Source organism: Paenibacillus sp. FSL R5-0490 (assembly GCF_001956215.1).
GTDB lineage: Bacteria > Bacillota > Bacilli > Bacillales > Cytobacillaceae > Cytobacillus.
This window is the reverse complement of record NZ_MRTQ01000021.1, coordinates 1-25,999: the sequence shown is the minus strand read 5'-3', so window position 1 is coordinate 25,999 and position 25,999 is coordinate 1. Positions and strand designations below refer to the sequence as shown.

Annotated in this window: 28 protein-coding genes; 12 read left to right on the top strand and 16 right to left on the bottom strand. The window is 41.1% G+C overall.

The genetic code is table 11. The features are described 5' to 3' along the window. Positions 1-55 precede the first annotated feature (55 nt). From BK139_RS17065 to liaF, 3 genes are read right to left on the bottom strand one after another with little or no spacing between them, the layout of a single operon-like run. Positions 56-703, bottom strand: coding sequence for a response regulator transcription factor (locus tag BK139_RS17065; RefSeq protein WP_076261142.1), 648 nt, complete (start codon positions 701-703; stop codon positions 56-58). After that, positions 700-1,743 (bottom strand): sensor histidine kinase, encoded by a 1,044-nt coding sequence (locus tag BK139_RS17060; RefSeq protein WP_076261140.1) that lies wholly within the window; start codon positions 1,741-1,743, stop codon positions 700-702. The genes BK139_RS17065 and BK139_RS17060 overlap by 4 nt, the downstream gene beginning before the upstream one ends. A 9-nt stretch (positions 1,744-1,752) precedes the next feature. Then, positions 1,753-2,577 carry a cell wall-active antibiotics response protein LiaF gene (gene liaF, locus BK139_RS17055; protein ID WP_076261138.1) on the bottom strand — a complete coding sequence of 275 codons (825 nt, stop codon included), beginning with the start codon at positions 2,575-2,577 and terminating at the stop codon, positions 1,753-1,755. 249 nt (positions 2,578-2,826) lie between these two features. Here liaF and BK139_RS17050 point away from each other — a divergent pair, with 249 nt between their 5' ends. After that, positions 2,827-4,233, top strand: a complete 1,407-nt coding sequence (locus BK139_RS17050) for a hypothetical protein (RefSeq protein ID WP_076261136.1) — start codon at positions 2,827-2,829, stop codon at positions 4,231-4,233. A 38-nt stretch (positions 4,234-4,271) separates the two neighbouring features. Here the strand turns inward: BK139_RS17050 and BK139_RS17045 are convergent, their stop codons facing one another. Beyond that, positions 4,272-4,928: a phosphatase PAP2 family protein gene (locus BK139_RS17045; RefSeq protein WP_286149048.1), complete on the bottom strand. Its 657-nt coding sequence runs from the start codon at positions 4,926-4,928 to the stop codon at positions 4,272-4,274. Between the two features lie 157 nt (positions 4,929-5,085). Between BK139_RS17045 and BK139_RS17040 the strand changes: the two genes are divergently transcribed. Next, positions 5,086-6,294 carry a M20 family metallopeptidase gene (locus BK139_RS17040; RefSeq protein WP_076261131.1) on the top strand — a complete coding sequence of 403 codons (1,209 nt, stop codon included), beginning with the start codon at positions 5,086-5,088 and terminating at the stop codon, positions 6,292-6,294. Between the two features lie 37 nt (positions 6,295-6,331). On the opposite strand, the gene BK139_RS17035 is transcribed toward BK139_RS17040, so the two are convergent. From BK139_RS17035 to BK139_RS17025, 3 genes are all read right to left on the bottom strand, one after another. Then, a complete protein-coding gene (locus BK139_RS17035) occupies positions 6,332-7,054 on the bottom strand; it encodes an EcsC family protein (protein WP_076261128.1) in 723 nt (240 codons plus the stop codon). A gap of 64 nt (positions 7,055-7,118) precedes the next feature. Then, positions 7,119-8,339: an ABC transporter permease gene (locus BK139_RS17030; protein ID WP_076261125.1), complete on the bottom strand. Its 1,221-nt coding sequence runs from the start codon at positions 8,337-8,339 to the stop codon at positions 7,119-7,121. Next, on the bottom strand, positions 8,332-9,072 hold the full coding sequence (locus BK139_RS17025) for an ABC transporter ATP-binding protein (protein ID WP_076261122.1): 741 nt from the start codon (positions 9,070-9,072) through the stop codon (positions 8,332-8,334). Before BK139_RS17025 ends, BK139_RS17030 begins: the two co-directional genes overlap by 8 nt. Positions 9,073-9,697: 625 nt before the next feature. Here BK139_RS17025 and BK139_RS17020 point away from each other — a divergent pair. The 3 genes from BK139_RS17020 (at position 9,698) to BK139_RS17010 (ending at position 12,019) form a co-directional block, all read left to right on the top strand. Further along, positions 9,698-10,117 (top strand): HIT family protein, encoded by a 420-nt coding sequence (locus tag BK139_RS17020; protein WP_076261119.1) that lies wholly within the window; start codon positions 9,698-9,700, stop codon positions 10,115-10,117. Positions 10,118-10,280: 163 nt separating this feature from the next. Then, positions 10,281-11,363, top strand: coding sequence for a 3-phosphoserine/phosphohydroxythreonine transaminase (gene serC, locus BK139_RS17015; protein WP_076261117.1), 1,083 nt, complete (start codon positions 10,281-10,283; stop codon positions 11,361-11,363). 128 nt (positions 11,364-11,491) lie between these two features. Next, entirely contained in the window at positions 11,492-12,019 is a 528-nt protein-coding gene (locus BK139_RS17010; RefSeq protein WP_076261114.1) for a tryptophan transporter, read from the top strand. A 47-nt stretch (positions 12,020-12,066) separates the two neighbouring features. On the opposite strand, the gene yhzF is transcribed toward BK139_RS17010, so the two are convergent. Further along, positions 12,067-12,255, bottom strand: a complete 189-nt coding sequence (gene yhzF, locus BK139_RS17005) for a membrane protein YhzF (RefSeq protein WP_076261112.1) — start codon at positions 12,253-12,255, stop codon at positions 12,067-12,069. Between the two features lie 188 nt (positions 12,256-12,443). Here yhzF and BK139_RS17000 point away from each other — a divergent pair, with 188 nt between their 5' ends. From BK139_RS17000 to BK139_RS16985, 4 genes are all read left to right on the top strand, one after another. Beyond that, entirely contained in the window at positions 12,444-12,794 is a 351-nt protein-coding gene (locus BK139_RS17000) for a YtxH domain-containing protein (RefSeq protein WP_076261109.1), read from the top strand. Positions 12,795-13,081: 287 nt separating this feature from the next. Beyond that, positions 13,082-13,654: an HTH-type transcriptional regulator Hpr gene (locus BK139_RS16995; RefSeq protein WP_076261107.1), complete on the top strand. Its 573-nt coding sequence runs from the start codon at positions 13,082-13,084 to the stop codon at positions 13,652-13,654. A gap of 228 nt (positions 13,655-13,882) precedes the next feature. Beyond that, positions 13,883-14,431 carry a DUF3267 domain-containing protein gene (locus BK139_RS16990; protein ID WP_076261104.1) on the top strand — a complete coding sequence of 183 codons (549 nt, stop codon included), beginning with the start codon at positions 13,883-13,885 and terminating at the stop codon, positions 14,429-14,431. Positions 14,432-14,581: 150 nt separating this feature from the next. Next, a complete protein-coding gene (locus BK139_RS16985) occupies positions 14,582-14,761 on the top strand; it encodes a hypothetical protein (RefSeq protein WP_009331432.1) in 180 nt (59 codons plus the stop codon). A gap of 77 nt (positions 14,762-14,838) precedes the next feature. Here BK139_RS16985 and BK139_RS16980 read toward each other — a convergent pair whose 3' ends face one another. Both BK139_RS16980 and BK139_RS16975 read right to left on the bottom strand, forming a co-directional pair. Further along, complete coding sequence (locus tag BK139_RS16980) at positions 14,839-14,931, bottom strand: YjcZ family sporulation protein (protein WP_076261102.1); 93 nt, start codon at positions 14,929-14,931, stop codon at positions 14,839-14,841. Positions 14,932-14,995: 64 nt separating this feature from the next. Continuing rightward, positions 14,996-15,079, bottom strand: coding sequence for a YjcZ family sporulation protein (locus BK139_RS16975; RefSeq protein ID WP_064503397.1), 84 nt, complete (start codon positions 15,077-15,079; stop codon positions 14,996-14,998). A 378-nt stretch (positions 15,080-15,457) separates the two neighbouring features. Between BK139_RS16975 and BK139_RS16970 the strand changes: the two genes are divergently transcribed. Further along, complete coding sequence (locus tag BK139_RS16970) at positions 15,458-16,348, top strand: peptidylprolyl isomerase (RefSeq protein WP_076261099.1); 891 nt, start codon at positions 15,458-15,460, stop codon at positions 16,346-16,348. A 55-nt stretch (positions 16,349-16,403) separates the two neighbouring features. Here BK139_RS16970 and BK139_RS16965 read toward each other — a convergent pair whose 3' ends face one another. The 4 genes from BK139_RS16965 to BK139_RS16950 form a co-directional block, all read right to left on the bottom strand. After that, positions 16,404-16,589, bottom strand: coding sequence for a sporulation YhaL family protein (locus BK139_RS16965; RefSeq protein WP_061794339.1), 186 nt, complete (start codon positions 16,587-16,589; stop codon positions 16,404-16,406). A gap of 273 nt (positions 16,590-16,862) precedes the next feature. After that, complete coding sequence (yhaM, locus tag BK139_RS16960; RefSeq protein WP_048010717.1) at positions 16,863-17,807, bottom strand: 3'-5' exoribonuclease YhaM; 945 nt, start codon at positions 17,805-17,807, stop codon at positions 16,863-16,865. 244 nt (positions 17,808-18,051) lie between these two features. After that, positions 18,052-21,045, bottom strand: coding sequence for an ATP-binding protein (locus tag BK139_RS16955; RefSeq protein ID WP_076261096.1), 2,994 nt, complete (start codon positions 21,043-21,045; stop codon positions 18,052-18,054). Positions 21,046-21,068: 23 nt separating this feature from the next. Then, positions 21,069-22,289, bottom strand: coding sequence for a metallophosphoesterase family protein (locus BK139_RS16950; protein ID WP_076261093.1), 1,221 nt, complete (start codon positions 22,287-22,289; stop codon positions 21,069-21,071). A 205-nt stretch (positions 22,290-22,494) separates the two neighbouring features. Here BK139_RS16950 and BK139_RS16945 point away from each other — a divergent pair, with 205 nt between their 5' ends. Next, positions 22,495-23,127, top strand: a complete 633-nt coding sequence (locus BK139_RS16945; RefSeq protein WP_076261090.1) for a LysE family transporter — start codon at positions 22,495-22,497, stop codon at positions 23,125-23,127. A 278-nt stretch (positions 23,128-23,405) separates the two neighbouring features. Here BK139_RS16945 and BK139_RS16940 read toward each other — a convergent pair whose 3' ends face one another. Both BK139_RS16940 and BK139_RS16935 read right to left on the bottom strand, forming a co-directional pair. Continuing rightward, positions 23,406-24,656, bottom strand: coding sequence for an ABC transporter permease (locus BK139_RS16940; protein WP_076261088.1), 1,251 nt, complete (start codon positions 24,654-24,656; stop codon positions 23,406-23,408). Then, the gene (locus tag BK139_RS16935; RefSeq protein ID WP_076261086.1) at positions 24,649-25,548 is read right to left on the bottom strand and encodes an ABC transporter ATP-binding protein; all 900 of its coding nucleotides are present in this window, start codon (positions 25,546-25,548) and stop codon (positions 24,649-24,651) included. The genes BK139_RS16940 and BK139_RS16935 overlap by 8 nt, the downstream gene beginning before the upstream one ends. 156 nt (positions 25,549-25,704) lie before the next feature. Here BK139_RS16935 and BK139_RS16930 point away from each other — a divergent pair, with 156 nt between their 5' ends. Further along, the gene (locus BK139_RS16930; RefSeq protein WP_076261084.1) at positions 25,705-25,890 is read left to right on the top strand and encodes a YhzD family protein; all 186 of its coding nucleotides are present in this window, start codon (positions 25,705-25,707) and stop codon (positions 25,888-25,890) included. Positions 25,891-25,999: the final 109 nt, after the last annotated feature.

Below are 25,999 nucleotides of genomic sequence, written 5' to 3'. Positions count from 1 at the left end.
TGGAAGTGCAATTGTATCTTTCTTATCTTGTAAAAAAAGGATGAGCCATTATGACTCATCCTTTTTTTGCCTGTTTTTTTATAATTCCGTTTCGGTTGGCATAAACGGCTGCCTGTGTACGGTCTGTAACGCCAAGTTTACTGAGGATATTGCTTACGTGTGTTTTGACGGTTTTGATGCCAATGAACAATTCCTCGCTGATTTCCTGGTTTGTCATCCCTTCCCCAATGCAGAGCAGGACATCAAACTCCCTTTCAGTTAAATCATCATGAGGCTTTTTTTCTTTTTCTCTGAAACGGCTTACCATTTTCCCTGCAACCTTTGACTCAATGACAGGTTCACCCTGCACAGCTTTCTTAATGGCAGTTACAACTTCGGCAGCATTTGCCGTTTTCAGCATATAGCTGAAGGCACCCGCTTCAATCGCCGGAAAAACCTGTTCATCATCGTAAAAGCTGGTTATGATGATAACCTTGCATTCAGGATAGCATTTTAGAATCTCCCTAGTCGCTTCTATTCCGTTCCCATTTTCCATCAGGAGGTCCATCAAAACAATTTCCGGCCGCTCTTTCAGCACAAGCTTTACAGCTTCATTCCCACTGCCTGCTTCCCCAATGACCTCTATGCCAGACTCAGTTGCCAAATAAGAAATAATGCCCCTTCTTACCATTTCATGATCATCCACAACTGCTACCCTGATCATTTCAGCCTCTCCCCTTTTGCCGGAATTTTAATATCTATATAAGTTCCTTCGTTTTCTTTGGATCGTATTTTGAATATTCCGCCAACCTCCTCGCAGCGTTCCCTCATAGTTTTCAGCCCGTAAGAAGTGATTCTCTCTTTATGAGGATTAAACCCTTTTCCATTATCAGCAATAAAAAGAAAGATGTAATCATCCTCTTCCGTTAGGGTTACTTTGATCTTTCCTGCATCCGCATGACGGAGCACATTAGATAAAGCCTCCTGGACAATCCGGAATAAATGCTCTTCCGCTGCTTTGGAAAGGTTTACAATCTCATCAATACTTGCATGGAATTCGATGTTTGTCTTTGCCTTTAACTCCTGAATCAGCTTAATAATACCATCACAGAGACTGTCATTACTCAGCTGAACGGGCCTAAGATGGAGGAGAAGCGCCCTCATTTCCCCCTGGGCTTTCGCAGCGATTTCAGAGATTTCATTTAACTGTTCTCTCGCTTTATCACTATCCAAATCAAAAACTCTCAGGGCTGCTGAAGACATCATACTTAATGCGAAAAGCTGCTGGCTCACTACATCATGGAGATCCCTGGCCAGGCGCTGTCTTTCTTCCATTACAGCTGCTGAATGGGCTGTTTGTGCCAATGCAGACTTTTCATCGGCAAGCCGCTGCATAGAATAAACCTGCTCCTGAATATTTTCGGCCAGCTGATTCAGTTCATCTGATATTAATCCTATTTCATCTTTTTCATACGATTCCATCCGATCAGCATACTTGCCGCTTCTTAAGGTCGAAACAAATAACAGGATATCACCGAGCCGCCCTTTTATTAAGTAGCTGCCCTTGAGCCCAAAATAGGCACCCGTAAGGAGTAATACCGTTAAAACATACAAAAACAGCCAAAAGGTGCTCTTTATAGTCAATGGCGATTCAGAATTGTAAAATAGATAGACCTGCAATCCGACAAAAAAGATTAATGAACTTATAATGGCCATCATAATAAAGCTCTGCACAAACCAATACCTGATTCCGCTTTTTTTCATCTTATACCCCTATACTTTATCGATCCTAATGGATCCAATTTTTACTTGTACAGCGATTTTCAGCTTTCTTGAGGCCTCATCATAACCGGGCGACTTGTAGTGAAGACTGCGGTTGATGTCACCTGTCTTTTGATCAAAAATGCGGATGTCTCCTATATTAATATTTGACTGGATCATCACCGGAATGTTTTCGGGGATGATCATTTTCACATCGCCAATCCACCCTCTCACAATGACAGGCGTCTCTTTCTCCGGGATGAAAGCTTTGCTGAAATCGATAAAATAATCACCGATCATTGTATATAAATCCATCGGCTCGAGAGACCAATTCGGCTGTTTAAAATCCACATCGCCAATTGAAAAGCCTCTTATATTTTTAAGCGGCTGAGGACTTTCATATTTTGAGATATTAATAACTTTTTTCTCCGCTGCACCTTTGTCTTTCCCATAGATATCTGCCGGGAAATCCTGTTCAAAATGTATCTTTAAACGATCTTTTTTCAAAAGAATATTAATGCCGATAAAAATAAGAAACAGGGGCCAGAGTTTCCAGATTTCCATAAACCTGAATGCAATGACTCCGAGACGATCAAGGATTAATAGTAATGAAAATACAATTAGAAATAACCCGGGAAACATCCCGCTCCGGCTATTCTTCAGTATGTATGAAAGCAGATAATAACACCCGGCAGCCATTAGGATAAAGGGGTAAATTACGACAAATACCTCTTTTATTTCCAAGGAAATGACACCTATGTTCATAAGAAGAAGCAAAACCCCAATAGCTGATAAACTTATCGCGAAGATTATTTGATTAACGGACCTGTATCTCATAGGCTTTCCCTTCCCTCTTTTCTTCTATTCTTGTATTCGCTAATGCAAAAACATTTTCCTTCTGCATTCATTTTATCAGTCAGCAATTCTATTGAAACATCCCCCGGTGTGTTTCAGCCTCCTCCTCTGGACGGATTTAATTCATATCACCATTTATTTCATTCCATCATATTCTGTACTACATTCCGAATCGGGTGATTCGCCTAAACCGGCGCTTCTCTTATGGAATTTTGAAAGGGGGAAAATCAAGTGGGAGTTGAGCTGACAGCCATTCATTGGATATATGTTCTTTTTATTGTCTTCATCATCGGCTTCATGGTTATGAAGAGAGATACAACGCTGGTCTGTATTGCGGGCATCTTTTTAATTGCCATTACAGCTACCGGCTCCTTAAGCGGTTCAGTCAGCAGTATTTTCACCAGTTTTATATTTGCGATAACAGAACTTCTTTCCACTATACTGGTCATTTCCATTATAGTGGCCATGAGCCGGACACTGACCACAACCGGAATTAATGATGTCATGATCTCTCCTTTTACCAGGTTAATCAGAACACCGGCACTTGCCTATTGGACGATCGGAATTTTGATGATGGTCATCTCCTGGTTTTTTTGGCCATCTCCTGCTGTTGCCTTAATGGGGGCCGTACTTCTTCCCGTAGCCATCCGGGTAGGATTACCTGCTCTGGGTGTGGCAATGGCCATGAACCTGTTCGGTCATGGCATCGCACTATCCGGAGATTTTATAATCCAGGCTGCCCCGAAGTTAACTGCCGACGCGGCAGGTCTTCCTGTAGGCGAGGTCATATCAGCCAGTGTTCCGCTTGTTATTATTATGGGTGCAGTCACGACTATAACTGCTTTTTATCTTATCAAGAGAGATATGAAAAGCGGCAAGCTGACTGCAGATACTGGGCTTACTGGGGATACACCAGCTGAACTGCAGGCTGATTCCAGTCAAAAACATCTGCTTTCACTTAAACAAAAACGTTTTTTTGCGTTATTAATTCCAATCTTATTTGCTGCTGATGTAGCAGCCATGTTTGCGTTAGATCTTCAGGGCGGTGACGCAACCGCCTTGGTAGGCGGGACATCAATATTTATCCTCCTGATGATTACGCTCGCTGCCCATCGTAATAAAGGTCTTGAAAAAACAACAGCCTATTTAGTTGAAGGCTTCCAGTTTGGATTTAGAGTATTTGGCCCTGTCATTCCAATTGCAGCTTTCTTTTATCTGGGGGACGCTGGATTTTCTCAGATGATAGGAGACTTTTTGCCAAAGGGCTCTCATGGAATTGTTAATGATCTTGGAGTGGGGCTGGCATCTGTTGTCCCTTTAAGCAAAGAGGTAGGCGCCATTACACTGACTGTCGTTGGAGCCATAACAGGGCTTGATGGATCCGGCTTTTCCGGCATCTCACTTGCCGGCTCCATTGCAAATCTATTTGCGACAGCTATCGGCACAGGTGCTGCAACCTTAACGGCTCTCGGGCAGGTAGCTGCCATCTGGGTGGGCGGTGGCACTTTGGTTCCCTGGGCCCTTATACCTGCAGCCGCAATCTGCAATGTAGATGCTTTTGAACTGGCCCGACGGAACCTGCTTCCTGTCACAATTGGCTTAATCGTGACAACTATTGCAGCCATGTTCCTCATTTAAAACAACAAAGAGACTATCGGCGATAGTCTCTTTGGCTGTTAAGCTGATTCTCTCTCATATGATTTCCTTCTGAACATTGACTTTAAGGCCGCATAAAGGGAAATTGATATGAATACCCAAATATAGCCTGCTGCAAATCCTGCTGTGATATCCGACGGATAATGTACCCCCATCACTATCCGGCTGATCCCCATTAGAAAAATCCAAATGCCTGCAATAATTGCCGTGATCCATTTCGCTGACGCTTTCTTCAGCTCGGTAATGATAAAATAGCCTATCCACGTATATAGAATCATCCCAATCATCGCGTGTCCGCTCGGAAAGCTGAGACTCGCCACATCAACAAGATGCTCCTGATCAGGGCGCGGCCTTCCAACAGCCTCTTTAAGCCACTTATTTACTTCATTTCCCGCTGCAACAGCAAAAACAACAGCTGCCATCGCCTCATAATTCCTATACTTGAGCCAAAGCAACAATAAGAAAGCCAATGTAATAATCCCTACACCGATTTTACTCCCCATATTGTCCATGGCTTCAAAAAAAGGATGGGTGCTTTCTGAAAATAATTCTGTAAAGAACTTTGACAAGTAACGGTCAAAATCAAGAGGTTGTCCGTTAGTAACGGCAACAAGAAAATATAGAAAAATGGATGCGGATACAGCCAGAAAAAAATAGGTCCATTTAGATTTAAGCATTTCCAATCTTACTAATACCTCCCATATTGGTCTTCATTTATAGTATCATTTCTTCTTCAATTTTATTATGTTATGTTTGCAGAAAAAACATTTTTCTCTTTATCCTATTAAAGAATGTTATAATAATGGAAAAATTACGTCGATAGGAGAGGGAATCATGTCTGAAACACTATTTAAAAAATTGGAAAGCTATTATGATGAAATGGTCTCCATCCGGCGCTATCTTCATCAGAACCCTGAAGTATCTTTTAAGGAAGAGAAAACGGCTCACTATATCAAAACCTTTTATGAAAATCTGGGGATCGAAGTCCGGAGCCATGTAGGGGGAAATGGAGTGGTTGCCAGGATTCATGGCAGCAAACCAGGAAAGACCATCGCTTTAAGAGCCGATTTTGATGCACTTCCTATCCAGGATGAAAAGGATGTCCCATATAAATCATTGGTTCCTGGGGTAATGCATGCTTGCGGACATGATGGACATACGGCAACTTTACTTGTACTGGCGAAGGCACTAAATGAACTTCGCGATGAATTAGAAGGTACATATGTAATGATTCACCAGCACGCCGAGGAATATGCTCCGGGCGGAGCTATTTCGATGATCAAAGATGGCTGCCTTGAGGGTGTCGATGCCATTTTTGGAACACACCTGTGGGCATCAGAACCAACAGGGAAGATCCAATATCGGGTTGGCCCATTTATGGCGGCAGCAGACAGGTTTGAAGTTACCATCCAAGGAAAAGGCGGGCACGGAGCACAGCCTCACAAAACGAAAGATGCGATTGTAACTGCCTCCCAGCTGGTTGTCAATCTTCAGCAAATCGTCAGCAGAAAAGTAAATCCAATTGACTCTGCTGTTGTAACAGTTGGTTCTTTCGTAGCTGATAACGCATTTAATGTAATTGCAGATAGAGCAAAATTGATTGGTACTGTCCGCACATTTAACGAGGACGTCCGCACTAATATCGAAGAGGAAATCGAGCGCATTGTCAAAGGAACATGCTACACAGCAGACAGTGGCTATGAGTATCGGTTCCACAGAGGCTACCCTGCAGTTGTAAATCATAAAAGGGAGACTGAATACCTGGCTGAACTGGCAGGGAAAATTGATGAAGTCAAATGGGCAGAAGAGACAGACCCTGAAATGGGCGGTGAAGATTTCGCATACTATCTTCAGCATGTGAAAGGGACCTTCTTCTTTACCGGGGCAAGACCTGAAAATACATCAGAAAATTACCCGCACCATCACCCCAAATTTGATATTGATGAAAAAGCCATGCTAATTGCAGCAAAAACACTGGGAGCAGCAGCTTTAAACTATCATAGCTATCAGGAAAGCAAGGACTCTGTTGAAGTAGGACAATAAGAAGAAATTCGAGTGTAAGTAAAAAACAGCCCCAAGCCTAATCAGGCCTTGGGGCTGTTTTCAATACCCGCAGACGGTAAGCATTTTTAGCGGTTTCACCTAAGTGATCAAGCAAATTATAGTTCGCATACGCCCCGACAGCAGCACCTATACCCGGCACCAGCTGGAGCATTTTAACAAAGTCAATATAATCCCGGTATTCCTGCTGAAATACCTTCCAGTCCATATCAGCCAATGTTTCCTTCCGGTCATCCCATTCTTCAATCAGCTTCAGTGTTTCTTTCCTTTTATCATCACTGGAAAATGCGAGCTGAAAAACGTGGAGGAGAAACAGGCGTTCTTCATAATCATTTGTATCAAATCCATATATGGAGGCAGATTCAAAAAGAAATTTCATCTTAATGCTCAGCAGTAAGGGAAAATCAGCTATGCCAAGGAGTATTCCCCCTGCCCCGGTTCCGGCACCCTCGACAGCAGCTGTTTTGCGGTATGTCGAAATCTTCTCTTCCAGCATGTGATCCATCATTTCCAGGCTGCAGCCGGCAGATTTTTTTCTGGTGAGTGCATTCGAACCAACCAAAGTGGCCTTTACCATATTCTTTATGCTGTCTGTGATAATTTGATGAGCTTTTTCAGGTATTATACTATTTACCTTTGTCTGAGCTTTTTTGGATAGACGATTCAGCAGACCGGAGCGCTTGTTGATCCGTCTCTTCCACTCTTCAATTTCATAATATGCCTTTAATTCATACTCCTTCATTTTCCTACCTGCCTTTTTTTCAGGATGACTCTATATACGCACAAAAGACAGAAATGGTTTCATTTTAAGCCCGGCTGCCTGCCAGCCGTTTCTGAATATAGATATGAGTATATATATATGCAAATAAAACTCCCACGGCTAAAGCCAAAAGCGAAGCCAGCCAGCCGCCATTTGCCAGTACAGCCATCGATAATAAGAGTGCCTGAACATACAGTATTCCTGTCAGCAGCTGTTTAAAGGACTTCTCCTTTATACCCCCTTTAACCGGATATAAATTCACCCACAGCTTATCCTGATGGTGATTCCATAAGGGCAGCAGCTGAAATCCGGTTAGGTACATGAATAGCGGCACAAGCAGGATTTGTCCCATTCCATACGAAATCAAATAAATTGCTCCAGCCCCAATAAGAGTTAAACGAATGAATAAACCGAAGTAATCACCCGAACGGAGAAATGTACGGACATATAGATTTTTAAAAGTTGCATCCTGTTTGAATGGAATACCTGAAAGCAGCCAATCAAGCCACTTCCTTCTCTTCACTCGGTCTTTCAGCTTTGGAACATCTGTAAACATATTGGCCAGCCTGTAGAAGGAGGTCATTCTTCTCTCTTCCTGATCAATCAAATATTCCCATTTCAGCCCTTTATCCCTGGATTTCATGGTAAAGAACAAATACAGCAGGATCAGCAGCACACCTGCTGCCAGCATGAAAATAGGGGAAGCGCCGCTAAAAAGAAAATATAGAAACACAGCGTTAACAGCATAACGGACACATGCATCCAATAGGTGTACGCTTGTTTCGATATAATATTGTATCTTCCAGCGTATCAGCAAATTGATCATTTTTAGCGTCAGCAGGATCAGCAGAAAGGGTAAAAACACTTTAAAATTGCCATCATTCACCGCTGCATACATCGGCATTAAAACTCCCAGACCCATTACAAGAAGATATGCATGCACAAAAAAACTGACTGCCATCGAACGTCTGAAATAACCTGAAAGCCTGTCTTCAAGCGGAAGCAGGAAAATTTTGTCTGCTTCAGAAAAGAATGTATAAATGGGGCTGTATGTAACCAGGAGAGCTAAGATGATTCCGATAATCACTGCAGCAGGAAAATCACCGGGCAGGGTTTTTATCCACTCCTGATAATAAAAAGCTGCAGTTCCCAGAAGAAACACCATGACAATGACAATATGGCCATTAAAAATATAACGGAGATAGCGGGAAAGCTCTTTGACCGTCCTCCCGAATCTCTCCTTCCATAATTGTTTTTCATTAAACATAATCTTCTTCCTTTGTTAGCTGGATATATAAATCATCGAGGGTTGCTCCCGGCATTGCAAATTGCTGCTGCAGCTCCGCTAATGTCCCCTTCGCTCTTACTTTTCCTTCATGTAAAATCACAAAACGATCACAATATCTTTCAGCGGTAGCAAGAATATGGGTGGACATAAGGATGCCGGCACCGCTCTCTTTCATTTTCTTCATCAAATCAAGAAGTGACTGAATGCCAAGCGGGTCCAGGCCTACAAATGGTTCATCAACAATGTATAATGACGGCTGCACCAAAAAAGCGCACATGATCATTACTTTCTGCTTCATCCCTTTAGAAAAATGAGCCGGAAACCATTTCAGTCTTTTTTCCATTCTGAATTCCTTCAGCAATGTTTCCACTCTTTGTTTATACTCTGTTTCAGGCAGACCGTATGCCATGGCTGTAATACGCAAATGCTCTTCTAATGTCAGTTCATCATACAAAATCGGGGTTTCCGGAACAAAAGTGAATTGCTTGCGATATCCTTCCTTATCCTTAAGGAATTGCATGCCATTGATCGATATTTCGCCCTCCTTCGGTTCCATTAAGCCAATTACATGTTTGATGGTCGTACTTTTTCCGGCTCCATTAAGGCCAATCAGGCCGACGATTTCATTTTCACCCACTTCAAAGGAGACATCCTTTAAGACCGGGTTTCTCGTATAGCCGCCGGTAACGTTTTTAATTTCAAGCAGCGCCATTCTCAACGTCCTTCCTACTATGTATAAGTCCATTGTAAAAAAAGCCAAAGTAAATTGTCCAGTTTGGGCAAAATTCCTGTATATAAATTACGGGGCGGGACATTCTAATCTATGAAGGGGAAACAAATCATTTGAACATCATTCAGATGATCAAAACTTGAAATGAGGTGTCTGTCGCAGACAGTTTCCTTTCAGTATAAGCTTCAAACGTTCCTAATAAGGGGATGGTTGCATTGCACATGAAACCTGATGATCTTAAACACTTGATCGCTTTACCCGAAAGTGGTCACTAAGTCATTTTTCAAATGAGGTGTTTGTTAAAGACTATCATCCATGCTTTATACGCCTGTAAAAGCTTATAAAGAAAATAAGGGGATGGTCCGATTGAACAAAGATCGATTTTCTCTAGATATGAACACAATTCATTCATAAATGAGGTGTTTGTTAAAGAGAATTTACCTGAAATAGAAACGTACCAATAGAAGCTTCCCCTTCACGAAGGCAGGATTCCAAGCGGATCCTGCCTTTTATTTTATGAATTATACTATCCATCCCCTTCTGCTTTTTTGTTTCTTGGAGGATATGGTAGAATTGTGAAAAAGATATTTGGTTAGGAGCTGACATAATGAACGATTGTATTTTCTGTAAAATAATCAATGGCGAGATTCCTTCAGCCAAAGTATTTGAAAATGACCATGTTATGGCATTTCTGGATATAAGCCAGGTCACAAAAGGGCATACACTTGTCATTCCGAAAGTACATAAAGAAAACTTGTATGAAATGGATGCTGAAACAGCCCGGAACTATTTCGAATCTATTCCGGAGATTGCCAGAGCCATCAAGGCCGAATTCGATCCAATTGGCCTGAATTTAATTAATAACAACGGTGAACACGCCGGGCAGACCGTTTTCCATTTCCACTCCCATCTTATTCCCCGTTATGGTAATGGAGATGGCTTAGGGGTTGTGTGGAAATCACATCAATCTGATTACTCAGCTTCAGATCTCAAGGAAATCTCTGATGCTATAAACAAGCATCTGTAACCCTCTGATCCTCCTGTTTCTGCAGGGGGAATTTTTTTTCCTCCAATTTTTCAAAATGTTCATTTTTTTCTCTGTACAAATCAATATAATTTGTTAACATATTAACTATCTTTATTTCTTCACAGCGTTATAGTGAATTGATTTTATATTTGGAGGGAGAAAAATGTACCGTGCTCTAAATTTTAATGCAGGTCCCGCAGCCCTGCCGGAAGAGGTATTAAAAGAAGCGGAAAAGAGTTTGCTGAACTTTGGCAATACAGGAATGGGCATAATGGAGCTGAGCCATAGAAGCAAGGAATATCAGGCAGTACATGATCAGGCAATTACACGCTTAAGAAGACTGCTGGCCATCCCGGATGACTTTGAAGTGCTTTTTATTCAGGGCGGGGCAAGTCTCCAGTTTTCCATGGTGCCGATGAACATGCTGGGAAAAGACCAGACAGCCCATTATGTTCTTAGTGGTTCCTGGTCAGAGAAAGCTTTAAAAGAAGCAGATAAAATTGGCGAAACCGTCATTTCTGCCTCCAGCAAGGATCAAAAATACAGCTTTATCCCCGAATTTAGTCAAGATGATATGCCGGACAATGCTGCCTATCTTCATATTACCAGCAACAATACAATTTACGGCACACAATGGCAAAGCTTTCCTTCAAATAAAAAAACACCTGTAGCAGCAGATATGTCAAGCGATATTTTAAGCCGTCCTTTGAAAGTAGACCAATTTGATTTGATCTATGCCGGTGCCCAGAAAAATCTCGGCCCTTCCGGTGTAACAGTAGTGATAATCCGAAAAGAACTATTAAAAAGATCTTCTGAAACGCTCCCTGTAATGCTGAATTACAATACATTTGCCAATAACAACTCTTTATATAACACACCTCCTACTCTTTCAATCTATTTACTGTCACTTGTGCTTCAGTGGGCAGAGCAGATAGGCGGCCTTGCGCAGATTGAAAAGGCCAATGAGAAGAAGGCAAAAATGCTCTATGATGTTATTGATGAAAGTGAAGGCTTTTACATAGGGCATGCCCATAAAAACAGCAGGTCCCGTATGAATGTTACTTTTAATCTTCACAGCGAAGATCTCTCCAGGGAATTTCAGATACAGGCAAAAGAAGCAGGGTTCATCGGGCTTGGCGGACACCGTTCTATCGGGGGGTGCCGCGCATCCATTTACAACGCTGTGCCAGAGGACCATGTTGAAAAGCTGGCCGCATTTATGAAAGCTTTTAAAAATAATAATTAGTAAATAAAACACCTTTGAATTACAGTAAAATATGTTATAATAAGTTAAAGTTTTTCGCTGCAGGCAAAGAGTGCACTGCAGGAGAGACGACAGAGCCTAGTCAGAGAATAGCAGAGGAGAGATGAGAATTGAATACAAAAAATTTAGTAGCCTTATCCCTATTGGTCGGGATGGGCGCAGTGCTTCATGCCGTTGTTCCAGGGTTCTTTCTCGGAATGAAACCGGACATGATGCTTACCATGATGTTTTTAGGCATAATCCTTTTTCCAGACACCAGAAGCGTTTTGCTTTTAGGTTTAGTTACAGGCCTGATTTCCGGATTTACCACAACCTTTCCTGGAGGATTAATCCCGAATATCATTGATAAGCCGGTTACTGCATTTACCTTTTTCGCCTTGTTCCTGATCGTAAAGAAATTCAGGAAGAATATCGTCAGTGCAGCTGTCTTAACAGCAGCAGGAACCATCGTATCCGGAATTGTGTTTTTAACTTCGGCATACCAGATTGTCGGACTGCCGGGACCTTTCACAGCATTATTTGCAGCAGTTGTACTTCCTGCAGCTGCAGTTAACACCGCTGCAATGGTAATCCTTTTTCCTGTAGCACAATCAATTGCAAACAGAACGAAGCTGACTAAAGTGACGATTAGCCAATAATTATACAGAAAGCCCGCAAAAAAGCGGGCTTTTTTATTTGGAAACTATTAGAAACTGCCGACAATCAGGCCCAGCAGGAACAAAAACGCCCCGCCTGCCGCTAAAGCAGCCGCCCTTTTTTTAAAAACATACTTCGGAGGATAGACTCCGGGTTTCTTTATTGAAAGGAAAAAATGAATACCTCCTAAAAACAGCACCACACTTAACGCAAAAATTCCCGCCGCTGCTCCGGACAACCTGCCTCCCCCTTTCTCAAAACATTCTTCTATTGAATTGTATGCCTATTTGCCGGGAGCTATGAGGATATGGTTTACTCTTATATGTTTTGTGATATAGATATAGAAAGAACACTTTTATTTTCAGCTGTAGAAAAATGAAGATTGCAGTAAAATAGACTTATAAATAAGATTCTGAGGTGATGGTTATGAAAGCCAAATCGTTATTGCTTGGACTATTAGCTGGCGGTGCTGCAGCCGGCATATCCACCTTATTAACTGCACCTGCTTCAGGAAGGGATACCCGTCAGCAGTTAAAAGAAAACACAAACCTTCTGAAAGAGCAGCTTTTAGAATTAAAAACCGAATTGATGGCCATAAAGGATTCAGCTTCATTTGCTTCTAAGGAAGGTAAAACAGCCTTTAAGGAATTCTCAAGTGACATCAAATATTCAATCAGCAATTGGAAAAACGAGATCCTTCCCCATCAGCACAGGCTGCAGCGTGATTTGCAGGAAATTGAAGCAGCCATACACGAACTTGAAACAAATATAAAGTAAATAAAAAAACCCTTCTTTTTTCTTTAGTTAAAAAGAAGGATTTTTTTATTTTTGAACGAAAACTAATATATTATTAAAATGCTTCAAATTTTTTTAAAACTTTAATTGGGCTCTCATCCCTTGACCTTAAGCCTTTTATAGAAATATTTAATTATATTTCTAAAAATTTTGTAAATTTATATCTTTATTAATTTTTGTTTTATTGGCATAATGATACTATAAAAGAAAAATGAACTTCCGGCCGAATAGCCAGAATAATTAATTTTACAAAGTAGGTGAACTTTTGAATGTCGGACAAAGCAATTTCTATAAAGGAAGCAATGATTTTCAGCCAGAGAGTGGCACAGCTGAGTAAAGCCCTGTGGAAGTCTATAGAAAAGGATTGGCAGCAATGGATAAAACCCTACGATTTAAACATTAATGAACATCATATTTTATGGATTGCCTACCATTTAAACGGAGCATCGATTTCCGATGTTGCCAAGTTTGGTGTAATGCATGTTTCTACTGCATTCAACTTTTCCAAAAAGCTCGAAGAACGGGGTTTTCTTCAATTTTCTAAGAAAGAAAGCGATAAAAGAAATACCTACATTAAATTGACTGAGGATGGCGAAAAGGTATTATTAAGTCTTATGGAAACCTATTCACCTGAAAAAAACGCCGTGTTCTCTGGTGCAATGCCACTAAGAGAGCTTTATGGAAAATTTCCTGACATCATCGAAATCATGGCGATAGTCCGTAATATATATGGTGACGATTTCATGGAGATTTTTGAAAAATCCTTTGCAAACCTAGAAAATCAATTTGATGAAGATGATGGCAAATTAAAGAAAAAACAAGCAGAAAAGGAACTTGTTTAATTAAAAAAGTTCCTCCAGCAATATGTAAACCCTTACAAAGCGAATCACATGCATTCGCTTTGTATTTATGAAAACGGTTGCTCACTGCTTCACATTAGTTTCATTTTATTAAAGTTTTTTTTCGACAAAATCTGTTTGTTTTCCCTATTGATTTTTTTATTTATTCATCGTAAAGTATCATAAGTGAGTTTGAAAGATTACTATTTTACTCCTTGTGGAGGTATTTTTATGATGAATTGCTGGAAGACGATTAACTTCACGAAGCAATATGGATCGCAGAGACTTTTTATTTTGTCTTCCTTAACTATGCTGGCTACTTTCATATTTACATATGTTCCTGCAACGTATGTATTTATGCCAGGTTCCTTTTACGATAATTACTTCATTTTCTTTGCAGCGGGATTATGGCTGATGTATCCAGTCCATAAGCTGCTTCACTACCTTCCGATTGCACACCTTGGAATTATCGTAAAAAAACAGCTGATAATTAAATATGGATTTATGCCAATTATATATATCCGAATAACGGAGCCTATTTCAAAACGGCTTTTCCTGACTGCCACTCTGGCCCCTATGTTCATTATAAACAGTCTGATTCTGGCTGCTTGCTTTGTTTTTCCTCATTATGTACATTATTTAGTCATTCTGTTTGCTTTCCATGCAGGCCTTTCTTTTTCTGACATTGTCTGCGCCAAAAACGTCCTTAATGCTCCAAATCAATCTTATGTAGAAGAAAATGAAGATGGATTTGAGATTTTACTTCGTTCGAACTATTAGCAAAAATCCCGGGTATCCTGACAAAGGATACCTTTTACTTACCTGACAGGCAATCTTAAATACTATCTTTTTTTTGTAAACTTTGTTATTGTAATTAACAGACAAAACATGTTACAGCAATCATATGACTGCCCAAGGAGGGAATCTTGGATGATCTCCATCTTTATTATTTTTGCCGTTTTTATTTTATTTTATATCAACAAGATGACAAATTCGCTTTGTCTCCAAAAAGAGATTCCTGAGGAACGGCAGCCCAAAGTATTCAGAACCATTAACATTCTTATCACCATATTGCTAATCTCTTCATTTGTAGAAATCTTGTATGCTTAGGATATCCTGAGCGCTCTTACCATGAGCAAAAGCGGCGGAAAATTTCCGCCGCTTTTTATATTGTGAAGGTTTTTATCTTAGTAAAGCCAAGATGCTCCTATGATGATCAGCAAAATGAATAACACGACAATTAGCGCAAAACCTCCGCCGTATCCGCATCCTCCGGACATTTGGAATCCTCCTTTCGATTTGCGGCACAGAGCCCAGCAGATGGACTCTATACCCAAACTAGGCTTACAGCCAAGCTGCGCCTACAATTATCAATAAGATAAACAATACAACGATTAACGCGAAACCTCCGCCGTATCCTGCACCCATGGATAACACCTCCCCTTTAGGCTGCTACCATATCCTATTCATTTGCCTCTGTGGTCGGATAGGCTACTATCCCGGCTATCCAAACTTTTTTAGGCTGCTTGAATTTGAAACCTCCCATCAGAGGATTCCATGTATCATATGTACAATTGTCCTGAATGGGATGGGCGAACACCCAAATTTTTTTAAAAAACAATGGTTTATGGACCAAGCATTACTTTCTTCTTTTGTTATTTTTTTCATTTATGGTATAGTAGAGAATGTGATAATTGAAGGCACTGTGAAGGCAATTGCTGGTTTTTAGAAGTCTAAAAGTTCAGCAGAAGACAGCAGTCAAGCTCTCCAGAGCCAAATTTGAAAATTAATTTAGGAGTGTTCAACATGAAAAAATGGATGCTATCGCTCTCCATTGCAGCTGGAGTAATTGGATTAAGCGCATGCAGCAGCACCGGCGGCGACTCAGGAGATGTTGTTGTTGAAACAAAGAGCGGAAACATTACGAAGGACGAGCTTTATGAAGCAATGAAGGAAAAATACGGCGAACAGGCGCTCCAGGAGCTCATTTATGAAAAAGTTCTTTCTGATAAATACAAAGTAACAGACAAGGAACTTAACGCGAAAATTGATGAACTAAAACAGCAGCTTGGCGCTAACTTCGAGATGGCACTTATGCAATATGGCTATAAGGATGAAGAAGATTTAAGGGAAACCTTTAAAACAGGCTTACTTCAGGAAAAAGCCGCTATTAAAGATATTGAAGCAACAGAAAAAGAAGTTAAAGAATACTACGATAACTACAAGCCGGAAATTAAAGCACGCCATATCCTGGTAGAGGATGAAAAAACGGCGAACGAAGTAAAGAAAAAGCTTGATGAAGGCGGAAAATTTGAAGATCTGGCCAAAGAATACTCTAAAGATCCTGGATCTGCTGCAAATGGCGGAGATTTAGGCTGGTTCGGCCCAGGTAAAATGGTTCCTGAATTCGAAGAGGCAGCTTATGCCCTTGATGTGAATGAAATCAGCGCTCCTGTTCAATCAGAACATGGTTTCCATATTATTCAGGTAACTGAGAAAAAAGAGAAGAAGTCCTTTGATGAAATGAAGAAGGAAATGGAATATCAAGTAAAAGTCTCCAAGCTTGATGGCGAGAAAATACAGCAGGCAATGGATCGTGAACTAAAGGCTGCTGATGTTGATATTAAAGATAAGGAACTAAAAGGAGTTCTTGATAAACCTAAAGCTGAAGGTGAAGCTGGAACTGAAGCAAAATAAAAAAACGGGGCTCCATGCTGCATGCTGGAGTCCCGTTTTTTATGTGTTATTAAAGTCAGCCTGCTGATGCTTTAGCGGATTTCCGCTCTTCTTTTTCCCGTTCAAGACGCTTCATATAAATTTCACCCTCGCGTTCTATGCTGTCATGCTCCACTTTTTTCTCTTCCCTGCCTGTTCTTACCGCCATATATGCACTTATAACGATTCCGGCTGCAACAAAATATACCCAAATTGGAATCATCTGTTTCCCCTCTTTCTTTTCATATGGTTGTCCATTTACTATAAAATGTATGCTAATCCCGGTAAAATATGATAGACAAGCAATAAAGTGAAACTTCAATCAGTGGGGTTTTTTATCCCCCACTGATTGTTAGTTGAACCAATCGGGCATATACGGGCAGTTTGCCCCCCACTTATCCTCCTCTGATTTCTCTGAGTTTTGAAGTGGGGTCCTTACTTCCCTTTAGACTGCAATAAAAATGCCATCCTTTCCCATTAGGAAGGATGGCATTTTTTATTTATGAAAACTAGGTTTATAGAATGAACGGTTATCCAGAGCAAATACCCGCTCCGAGAATTCTCCAGGTTTTACCCTTTCAAGAGCTCTATCAAGCATATTCATTTTTGCATCAATATTATCAATATAATGAAGTATTTCTGCTTCCTTGATTAGCGGCGGCTTCGGACTGCCCCATTCTGCTTTACCGTGATGGGACAAGACCAGGTGCTGAAGGACCATAATCTCTTCACCGCTGATTCCCAGTTCCTCAGCAGCTTTTCCTATTTCATTGATCATAATGGTTATATGCCCTAGCAGGTTTCCTTCTATTGTGTAGGATGTTGATATCGGTCCGGACAGCTCAGTAATTTTCCCTAAATCGTGCAGGATGACTCCAGCGTACAATAAGTCCTTATCCAGGCTTGGGTACAAACCGGAAATTACTTTAGCCAAATCCAGCATAGAAACAACATGATAGGCAAGACCGGAAACGAATTCATGATGATTCTTGGTAGCGGCCGGATATTCAAGAAAGTCTTTCTGATGCTTCTTCAGTAAATGACGGGTGATCCGCTGGATGTTTGGATTTTTCATTTCAAATATATATTGAGTGATTTTACTCATCATTTCATCAGTACTTAGGGGTGCTGTTTCGAGAAAGTCTGCCAGCTTCACCGGATCAGTTGGAGAGGCCGGCCGTATTTGGCGGATTCTTAACTGATTGCGTCCACGGTAATTTAAAATATCCCCCGCCACTTTTACAATAGTTTCAGGACTGTAATTTTTGGCATCTTCATCAGACACATCCCAAAGCTTTGCTTCAATTTCCCCGCTTTGGTCCTGGAAGATAAGGGTCAAGAACGGCTTTCCATTACTCGCAATTCCCTTAGTTGCATTTTTGATGAGCAGAAAAAGCTCGATTTGTTCTCCTACTTCGTAATAAACAATTCCTTTTGACATACGCGCGCCGACGCTCCCTTCACGAGGTTGTTTAAAAAGGGCATTCAGAAACAGATAAATCTTTTGCAGCCTCTTTAAACATGCAATTCTATTAACCTAGTATACCATACTGATACGGCACTCTCCTAAATAATCATGTCATTTGCCCGCCATTAAAACCCATTCACTTTTACATGAATGGGTTCTATTAATACAATGCAGTAAATCCTCTCGATGTCTTTAAGGAATGGTACCTCTGTCATCATTAGACAGACAGCTTTTCCTTTATAACGGACTGTATCTGCTCTTCCTGAAAATACGGCAGAAGATGTTTATGACAAGTGAAAAATAAAACTTGCCGATTTGTAAGGCTTTTTAACAGATTAATCATTCTTTCTGTTCGGACATGATCAAAATTTACAAAGCTATCATCAATAATAATGGGAAATGGGTATTTTCCATAAATCGTCATGGCGAGTGCAAGTCTAAAGGATACGTATATCTGTTCCGCAGTCGCCTGGCTCAGCTCTTTGGCTTCAAAAATTGCTCCTGTCCTGCTTTCTATGAGAAAACCGCTCCCTTCCTCTTTAGGAAAAATCCGTACATAGCGGCCATTGGTTAAATAAGAAAGATAGTGCTCTGCTTTATCCAGCATTTTTGGCAAGCGCTCATTTTTAAAGCTTCTTATCGTTCGATCTAATATATCCTTGGCAGCAGCATATTTTGCCCACTCCCTTGCTTCTGCTTCAAACTCAGATTTCAGCAAAGCGAATTTATGCAGAAGTTCCGCATATGTTCCGCCCTCTTCTAGAATTCCAATTTCATGTTTTACTTCTGCAAGCTTGCTCTGCAGACCAGGAATTCTTTCCTTGAGCTGAGCAGCTTTTTCGCTAACGGCTTGGATCTCCGCTTCCGGTTTTGTCACATTGGAATATTTTCCGATTTCCTCCTGTGAAAAAGAGTTATGGTTCATTTGCTTGCGGACCTGTTTTATCTGTTCTTCAAGTTCTGCTAATTTCTGTGCTTCAGCTGCTTTTTCCCGGTATTCATCCGAATTATCAGTGCCTGCGCTTGAGAACAGGTTCTTGCATTCATTTTGAAAGTGGCTAAGTTCGGCAAGCACTGTGCTGAGTTCCAGCTTTAACTCTTGAAGCTTGGCTTCTCTTTCACCCTGCTTGATCTGTTTTTCCGTTTCTTCCTTCAGTCTTTTTTTCAGCTGATAGCCGATTTCCTGAATACTTCCCGGCTCGCTGTTTAATAGAGTCTTTAGCTTTTGAAAAGTTTGGAGCTTCTCATTGATTCCCTTTTCTGCTGATGCCTTTCTTTCAAGGGTGTATTTTTTTTCCCTGGTAAGGACTTTCAGCTTTTCAATCAGACTAAAAGCCTCGCTTAAATAGTTTTTGGCAATTTCAGAAGGAAGCAGCAGCTGTTTCCCCAGCTGCAGGAGTTCACATTCAAGTTCGGCAGATTCCTTTTCCCATTTTTCAAAGGAGTTAATGACCTTTTCATATTTTTCATTTGTTTGTTCAAGCTGAAATTGTAATTGGATAAGCTGATTTTGCCTTTCGCTGTCTTTCTTCAGCTGCGCCTCCAGGCTCGCAGCATGCTGAATGTCAGGATGCTTCAATTTCTCCAGCAGTGATTGTTCTTTTTCACTCAGGGCTTTTATCTCCTCTTTAATAAAGCTGACCTCTCCCTTAGGCTCCTTTTTGTTTGCACTGGCAATACAAAAGGCTGCGCCTATCAAACCTGCACCGGCAATCACCCATAATTGACTAAAGATTCCCCAGCCTGCAAAAGCAGCAAACAGAACTCCTAAAAACAAAAGCTGCCTCTTTTCCCGGTATGCTTTTTGCTGTCTTTTTTCCTGTTCCTTTTTTTCTGTTTTATGAAGGAACTGAAGCCTTTCCTGAGTATCCTGCAGCTCTTTTTCGATATTATTCTTATTCGCGGTGAAGCTCAGTGTTTCTTCAATGGCCGCACGTTCGTCCTCCGTAAGAAGCAGCCCAGTCAATTCGCCAATTTTCTGTTCCGTATTCTCCAGCGCCGACCTTTCATCGTTAAACCGCCCGTCCAGCTCCAGTTTCATTGCTTGCTGATGATTTCGCCGGGAATTAACCGCATTAATCTTTTCCTTCATAAAAACACTCGTATCAGCCTGTTCAAGCTGCTGTTCTTCAATTTGAAGATGAAGTCTTTCCTGAAGATTTATAATTTCCTCTGAGATATTACCCAGCTTTATTGATAATTCTTTTTCCTCTTGAATTAATCTATCCAGCAGCGGCAGCCCCTCAACTGCTGCATTGATTTGCGGCTCATGCTTTAGGAGCAAATGATCAGCCTGACTGCTTTCCAGCTCTTGTTCCAAAATGCTTATTCTGGATTCCAGACTGGCTCTTCGCCCTTCCAGCGGCTTTATCAGGCTTTCAAGCTTCTCCAATAGAGAAAGCCCATTTGCCGGAAAATGCAAGTCTTTAAATCTTCCCCTTTCTTTGATCAGCTCCTGCTCCATAGCTAATAAAGGATAGAATTCGTTCCACTCTTTTAGACGGGATAGCTTCTGCTGGTATTGCTCCAACTCATGCTGTATTCTCTGTAAATCGTTTGCGATACTTTCTTTTTCCTGCAGCAATATCCAATAATGCTCATTATTCTGCTCCGCTTTTTTCAAATCCCGATGCAGCTGCTTCATCTCTTTCAGCTTTACATTAAGAGTTGGCTTTTTTCCGTTTGGCTTAAAGCGGCTTTCCAATTCCTTTTGAAGTATATTTTCAGCAGAAACGAGATGATCCGTACCAAGTGAACCTGCTGAAAACAAATACCTGCCCAAATCCTCACCCTTCATTTGGTTCACATTTTGCAGTCCATGAATATTAAAAGAGAAAACAGATTGGTATAAGTTTTTGTCAATATGGTGAAGGAGTTCGCTTAAAAGGTCTTCTCCTCCCCTGGTACCATCCTCAAGAAGGACGCTGACATCACCTGACGCTTTGCCTTTAACCCGCTCTATGACCGCCTTCCCTCTATCAGGAAAAACAGCGGTAATCCTGCCGCCATATTTTGCACCTTCCTTAGGCTCATACCTTAATTCCGATTGGGTCTTTGCCGGAAAGCCAAAAAGAACGCTATGAATAAAAGACATGATGGTAGATTTGCCTGCCTCATTTTCTCCGTAAATAACCTGCAGGGATTGAATATCGTCAAGTATAAAGTCAGTAAGCTTTCCATAACCGTAAATTTGTATGTCTGTAATTATCAAGGGTCCACCTCCATTCATTGTCCTCAATCTTTGTATAATAGGCCCACCAGCAGTGCTTCGGCTTCCTCTGCGATTCTCTGTTTTTCATCCTTCGTGAGTTCATTCATAAATCTTCTTGCCAAGGGATGTGAATACAAGGGCAAGGCACTTTGAGTGCGCTCTGCAAACTGATCCGCAGTTTTAAAAAGCTCACTGAAAAAATCTGATTCATGTGCCAGCTTTTCTTTATTCCACATTCTTTTTTCGTTTACTGTAATACCTGAAATCCATACAAATGATTCCTCATCTGCCTCTTCCTCCTGCAGCGTTTCGAGGAGCTCGCCATTGGTTATGCTTCTTAATTCGTGATCAGGCATGCCTGTTTCTGTAAGTGTCAGATTCAGGACTGTTCCCCGCCTGTTTTGGCGCTTTTCTTCCATCAAATTTAAGCAAATATCATATACTTCCTGATAGTTCTCCAGTCCTGAAGCATCTATTTCTGCATTTTCCCAGATTACAGGAGCAGCTTCCAGAAACTCCGTCTTTGCACCAGAAGTATTAAGCTCAACTAAATAGCATCCTTTGGGACCGGTTTCTTTCCGGTTTCTCCCCTGTATATTACCGGGGTATATGACGGGCGGCTCGGAAATGATGACTTCCCGTTTATGTATATGTCCAAGAGCCCAATAATCAAAGCCTTTTCCCAGCAAATCATTTATTCGGAACGGCGCATATGGATCATGATCACTGCTGCCTTCAAAAGAGCCATGAAGTATTCCAATATGCAGATCAGCTCCATCTTCCCTGCTGTATTGATCGATCATCCTTTCCAGCACATGTCTCTTAGGATAGCTGAAACCGTAGAGATGAACAGATGTACCATTTTCAGCAGTATGCTTCACCACTTCAACCTCATGGGAAAAAATATGGACATTTTCCGGCATTGGCAAATGGGCCCATCGGCCATCCATATGATCATGGTTACCATGTACTGCATAAACAGCAATCCCGCATTCAGCAAGCCGCTCCATCTCCTTCCGAAAACGGGTTTGTGCTTTTATGCTCCTGTCTTCACCGTCAAATAAATCTCCGGCTAAAATGACAAAGTCCACAGAATGGAAAATGGCTAAATCAATTATTTTGGTAAAAGCATCGAAGGTACTTTCCTGAAGCTTTTTAAATATGGCTCCGGGCAAATGCTTCAAACCGGACATTGGACTATCCAGGTGCAAGTCAGCAGCGTGAATAAACGTAACCCTTTTCATGTAAACTTCCTCTCATTCCTTTTCTTTCATTTTACCTCATTCAAAAAGCGAATGCACGTTCCTATTCGAATTGATTTTAGATATCTCTTTCCTGAGTTTTCTTAAATGGTTTTAGCCAGGGAAGCTTGTGCATAAAAATGTACAAGACTCCTTCTTGAGGACTGGAATAAAACTTCAAGGAGAACTTTAAGGGCGGAGTGGTATATTGGGAATTGGAATTTATTTAAGTTATGTGTTTCTCGGACTGTCTCTGGCAGCTCCAATTGGGCCGGTTAATGCCGTCAGGCTTGAAAAAGGGATAAAAAATGGATTTTGGCATGCGTGGATTGTTGGAGTGGGCTCGATGTTTGCTGATGGGTTTTATATGCTGGCTGTATACCTTGGACTCGTCCATTTTTTGGACACCCCAGTTGTACAGATCTTCCTGTGGCTTTTTGGAGGATTTATTCTTTTATATACGGGGATCGAAAGTATTGTAAATGCCAATAAAATTTCCATAAGCTATGTGCGCAGCCAGGATTCATTGTTTAAATGCTTTTTCTCCGGATTTATTATGTCCATATCCAGCCCTCTTTCGATTTTGTTTTGGCTCGGCATTTATGGATCTGTACTTGCAAAAACAGCCGCGGCTTATGGAAACACAGAGCTCTTTTTATACAGTACCATGATTTTTCTGGGACTGATGCTTTGGGATCTATTTGTCGCAGGATTGACCACAGGTTTTCGCAGATTCCTGACCTCCAAAGGAATCATCATCATATCGATTCTTTCAGGATTATCACTTATTGGATTCGGGGCTTATTTTGCATTAGAAGGATTAAAGGCATTATTTGCATAACGAATTACATTGAAAAGCTCCGTTTCTTAAAGACGGAGCTTTTCTCATAGGGCCTATTATTAAAGATAATTAATTTTCTTAAAAATTCTGTCCGTTGATTTCCACTTCGGGCACTTGCTTTCCGTGGGGCGTGCGGTGAGCCTCCTCGACGCTATGCGTCTGCGGGGTCTCACCTGTCACGCTGCTCCCACTGGAGTCAAGCGCCCTCCGCTCCAATCAACTCAGCGGTTAAGCTAAATTATCTGTCTAAAAGCAAAATACTTTTATAACCATCCTGATTATTCGTTTTTAGTAAGCTGTAATGCTTTTTTAATATCTTTAAATGAATTGGATTTACCATACATTAATACTCCGCCCCTGTATACTCTCGCTCCAAAGACAGCGAGAAGTATAATGGAAACAAGAAGGATCGTAATTCCGAGAATCGGCTCCCATACCGGCAGTGACAGCATCCCCACTCTCATGAACATGAGCATCGGAGTAAAGAATGGAATATAAGACGTGATCGTTACAAAGGAAGCTTCCGGCTGGCTTAAGCCAAACATAGCAATCATAAAGCCTGCCACAACCATCATGGTCATTGGCGTAATCATCTGCTGGATATCTTCAATCCTGCTTACAAGGGAACCAAGAAAAGCCGCCAGTGTGGCGTACAGGAAATATCCAAGAATGAAAAAGATGAGTGCATAAGCGATAGTCGAGGCCGGAATGTTTCCAAATCCAAAGAATTCAAAAAAGCCGCCTTCCATCGTATCAAGATTTTGTTTGACTGAAAAATAACCAACTAATAGTATGAGTGCCATTTGTGTCAGGCTAAGCAGCCCGATTCCCAATATTTTTGCGAACATCTGCTTGATTGGTGAGACACTGGATATCAGAATTTCCATGACACGGGAAGACTTTTCTGTCGCTACCTCCATGGCAATCATATTAGCGTATAAGATGACTGCAAAATAAATGATGAATAACAGAACATAAACGAGTCCTCTTGCCTGATTCAGTTCTTCTTCTGTTTTAGCGTTATCTTCAAGAGCTGTCTTATCAAAAGGCACCGGCTCATACAGTTTGCTTAATTGTTCCGGGCTAAGGTTTATTTGATTGGCGGCCATTTGCGTTTTAAGCTGCTGCAGCCCGCCCTGCAATTCGGATGGGATTGCTGAATCGGCTATACTTCTTGCTTTATAGGCTGCTTCAGGCAGCTCTTCTTCTGTAAATGATAACAGTAAAAGTCCTTTATACTTTTCATCCTTAACAGCATTTTCTCCTTCTGCCTCTGACCCTTTGTAAGCAATTAAAGATATATTGTTATTCAGGGCATCCATTTGTTCCTGAAGAGGAGCTAACAGCACCCCTGTCTCATCGATTACTGCAATTCGTTCTTCATCGTCCTTATTAAAATAATCAATAATACCGGATAAGTTGGCAAGCCCTGCAACTATCGCCACAGTAATGAGGGTCGTAACAATAAATGACTTGGTCTTCAGCTTGCTTAAATAAGTATGAAGAAGAATCGTCATAAAGTTATTCATAGGAAGCACCAGCCTTTTCTATAAAAATATCATTCAGAGACGGCTCTTCCAAAACAAATTTACGGACAAACCCCTTCTCAGCAACTTCTCTGAAAATGGCTTCAGCGGCATCTTCACCGGAAATCTGCAGCTGAATGCCCTCGGCTGTCTGTCTGGCTTTCACCACTCCCCTGCTATCCTTTAAAAAGCTCAAATCATAATCGGCATGGATAACCAGATTCTTTCTGCCGAAGGAACGTTTAATTTCTTTTAAAGACCCGTGCACTACCGGCCGTCCTTTTTGCATGATGCATAAATGCTCACAAAGCTCTTCTACATGCTCCATCCTATGTGAGGAAAAAACAATCGTTGTACCGTTATCCCTTAACTCCAGTACAGCATCCTTCAGCAGTTCTACATTAACCGGATCCAATCCGCTGAATGGTTCATCCAGAATTAAAAGCTTTGGCTTATGTATAACTGCAGTAATAAACTGGATTTTCTGCTGGTTTCCTTTTGAAAGCTCTTCAATTTTTTTATTGGCATATTCAGGAACTTTGAATCTCTCGAGCCAATAAGTTAATTCCTTTAAGCAGTCCTGCTTTGCCATCCCTCTCAGCTTAGCTAAATAGATAACCTGATCCTTGACCTTCAGCTTTGGATATAAGCCTCTTTCTTCAGGAAGGTAGCCTATCAGCGGGCTGGTTGAATAATCGATGGGATTTCCATTCCACGTGATCTTTCCTCCGCTGGGATCCAATAGTCCCAGTATCATTCGGAAAGTAGTCGTTTTACCGGCTCCATTCGCCCCCAGGAATCCAAACATCTCACTTTCGGGAATAGAAAGCGACAAATCGTCCACTGCCGTAAACTTTCCAAAGCGCTTTGTTACATGCTCAAGCTCTAAAGCCATTTCGAATTCCTCCTTTTCCTATTTAGCAATACGTATAGAAAAGGAAAAAAGTTCCCTGATTTAAACATTTTTTCCGAATAAATTTTGCACATTCTAAGAAATTATGCAAGAATAATAGTAACTATCTGAATTTTATAATAAGAGGGGAGTCTCAGTATGAAGACTTACAAGCTTACTGCATTTGAACAGAATGGAGAAAAGATACTGGATGAAGCATTCCAGGCAGCTTCTGATGACGAAGCTAAGAGTGTTGGAGAAAATCTCCTTAAGGAAAAAGGGCTGGATGAGAAAACTCACCGCTGCACTTCTCCTGCGGGCAAGCTGATACTGTTTCATAGATAGAAAGAAAAGCAAAGGGCTCTGCTTAAACTGGCACCTATTTCAAGGACAATATAAAAAAAGAGGTTAAGCAGCTAGAAGATGATTCCTATATTGAATGGGGGTCATCTTC

Bases quoted from the DNA above. Each gene is read 5' to 3' on its own strand.
- BK139_RS17065 (WP_076261142.1), bottom strand. From the start codon at position 703: ATGATCAGGGTAGCAGTTGTGGATGATCATGAAATGGTAAGAAGGGGC.
- BK139_RS17060 (WP_076261140.1), bottom strand. From the start codon at position 1,743: ATGAAAAAAAGCGGAATCAGGTATTGGTTTGTGCAGAGCTTTATTATG.
- liaF (WP_076261138.1), bottom strand. From the start codon at position 2,577: ATGAGATACAGGTCCGTTAATCAAATAATCTTCGCGATAAGTTTATCA.
- BK139_RS17045 (WP_286149048.1), bottom strand. From the start codon at position 4,928: ATGCTTAAATCTAAATGGACCTATTTTTTTCTGGCTGTATCCGCATCC.
- BK139_RS17040 (WP_076261131.1), top strand. From the start codon at position 5,086: ATGTCTGAAACACTATTTAAAAAATTGGAAAGCTATTATGATGAAATG.
- BK139_RS17035 (WP_076261128.1), bottom strand. From the start codon at position 7,054: ATGAAGGAGTATGAATTAAAGGCATATTATGAAATTGAAGAGTGGAAG.
- BK139_RS17030 (WP_076261125.1), bottom strand. From the start codon at position 8,339: ATGTTTAATGAAAAACAATTATGGAAGGAGAGATTCGGGAGGACGGTC.
- BK139_RS17025 (WP_076261122.1), bottom strand. From the start codon at position 9,072: ATGGCGCTGCTTGAAATTAAAAACGTTACCGGCGGCTATACGAGAAAC.
- BK139_RS17020 (WP_076261119.1), top strand. From the start codon at position 9,698: ATGAACGATTGTATTTTCTGTAAAATAATCAATGGCGAGATTCCTTCA.
- serC (WP_076261117.1), top strand. From the start codon at position 10,281: ATGTACCGTGCTCTAAATTTTAATGCAGGTCCCGCAGCCCTGCCGGAA.
- BK139_RS17000 (WP_076261109.1), top strand. From the start codon at position 12,444: ATGAAAGCCAAATCGTTATTGCTTGGACTATTAGCTGGCGGTGCTGCA.
- BK139_RS16995 (WP_076261107.1), top strand. From the start codon at position 13,082: ATGTCGGACAAAGCAATTTCTATAAAGGAAGCAATGATTTTCAGCCAG.
- BK139_RS16990 (WP_076261104.1), top strand. From the start codon at position 13,883: ATGATGAATTGCTGGAAGACGATTAACTTCACGAAGCAATATGGATCG.
- BK139_RS16985 (WP_009331432.1), top strand. From the start codon at position 14,582: ATGATCTCCATCTTTATTATTTTTGCCGTTTTTATTTTATTTTATATC.
- BK139_RS16980 (WP_076261102.1), bottom strand. From the start codon at position 14,931: ATGTCCGGAGGATGCGGATACGGCGGAGGTTTTGCGCTAATTGTCGTG.
- BK139_RS16975 (WP_064503397.1), bottom strand. From the start codon at position 15,079: ATGGGTGCAGGATACGGCGGAGGTTTCGCGTTAATCGTTGTATTGTTT.
- BK139_RS16970 (WP_076261099.1), top strand. From the start codon at position 15,458: ATGAAAAAATGGATGCTATCGCTCTCCATTGCAGCTGGAGTAATTGGA.
- BK139_RS16965 (WP_061794339.1), bottom strand. From the start codon at position 16,589: ATGATTCCAATTTGGGTATATTTTGTTGCAGCCGGAATCGTTATAAGT.
- yhaM (WP_048010717.1), bottom strand. From the start codon at position 17,807: ATGTCAAAAGGAATTGTTTATTACGAAGTAGGAGAACAAATCGAGCTT.
- BK139_RS16950 (WP_076261093.1), bottom strand. From the start codon at position 22,289: ATGAAAAGGGTTACGTTTATTCACGCTGCTGACTTGCACCTGGATAGT.
- BK139_RS16940 (WP_076261088.1), bottom strand. From the start codon at position 24,656: ATGAATAACTTTATGACGATTCTTCTTCATACTTATTTAAGCAAGCTG.
- BK139_RS16935 (WP_076261086.1), bottom strand. From the start codon at position 25,548: ATGGCTTTAGAGCTTGAGCATGTAACAAAGCGCTTTGGAAAGTTTACG.
- BK139_RS16930 (WP_076261084.1), top strand. From the start codon at position 25,705: ATGAAGACTTACAAGCTTACTGCATTTGAACAGAATGGAGAAAAGATA.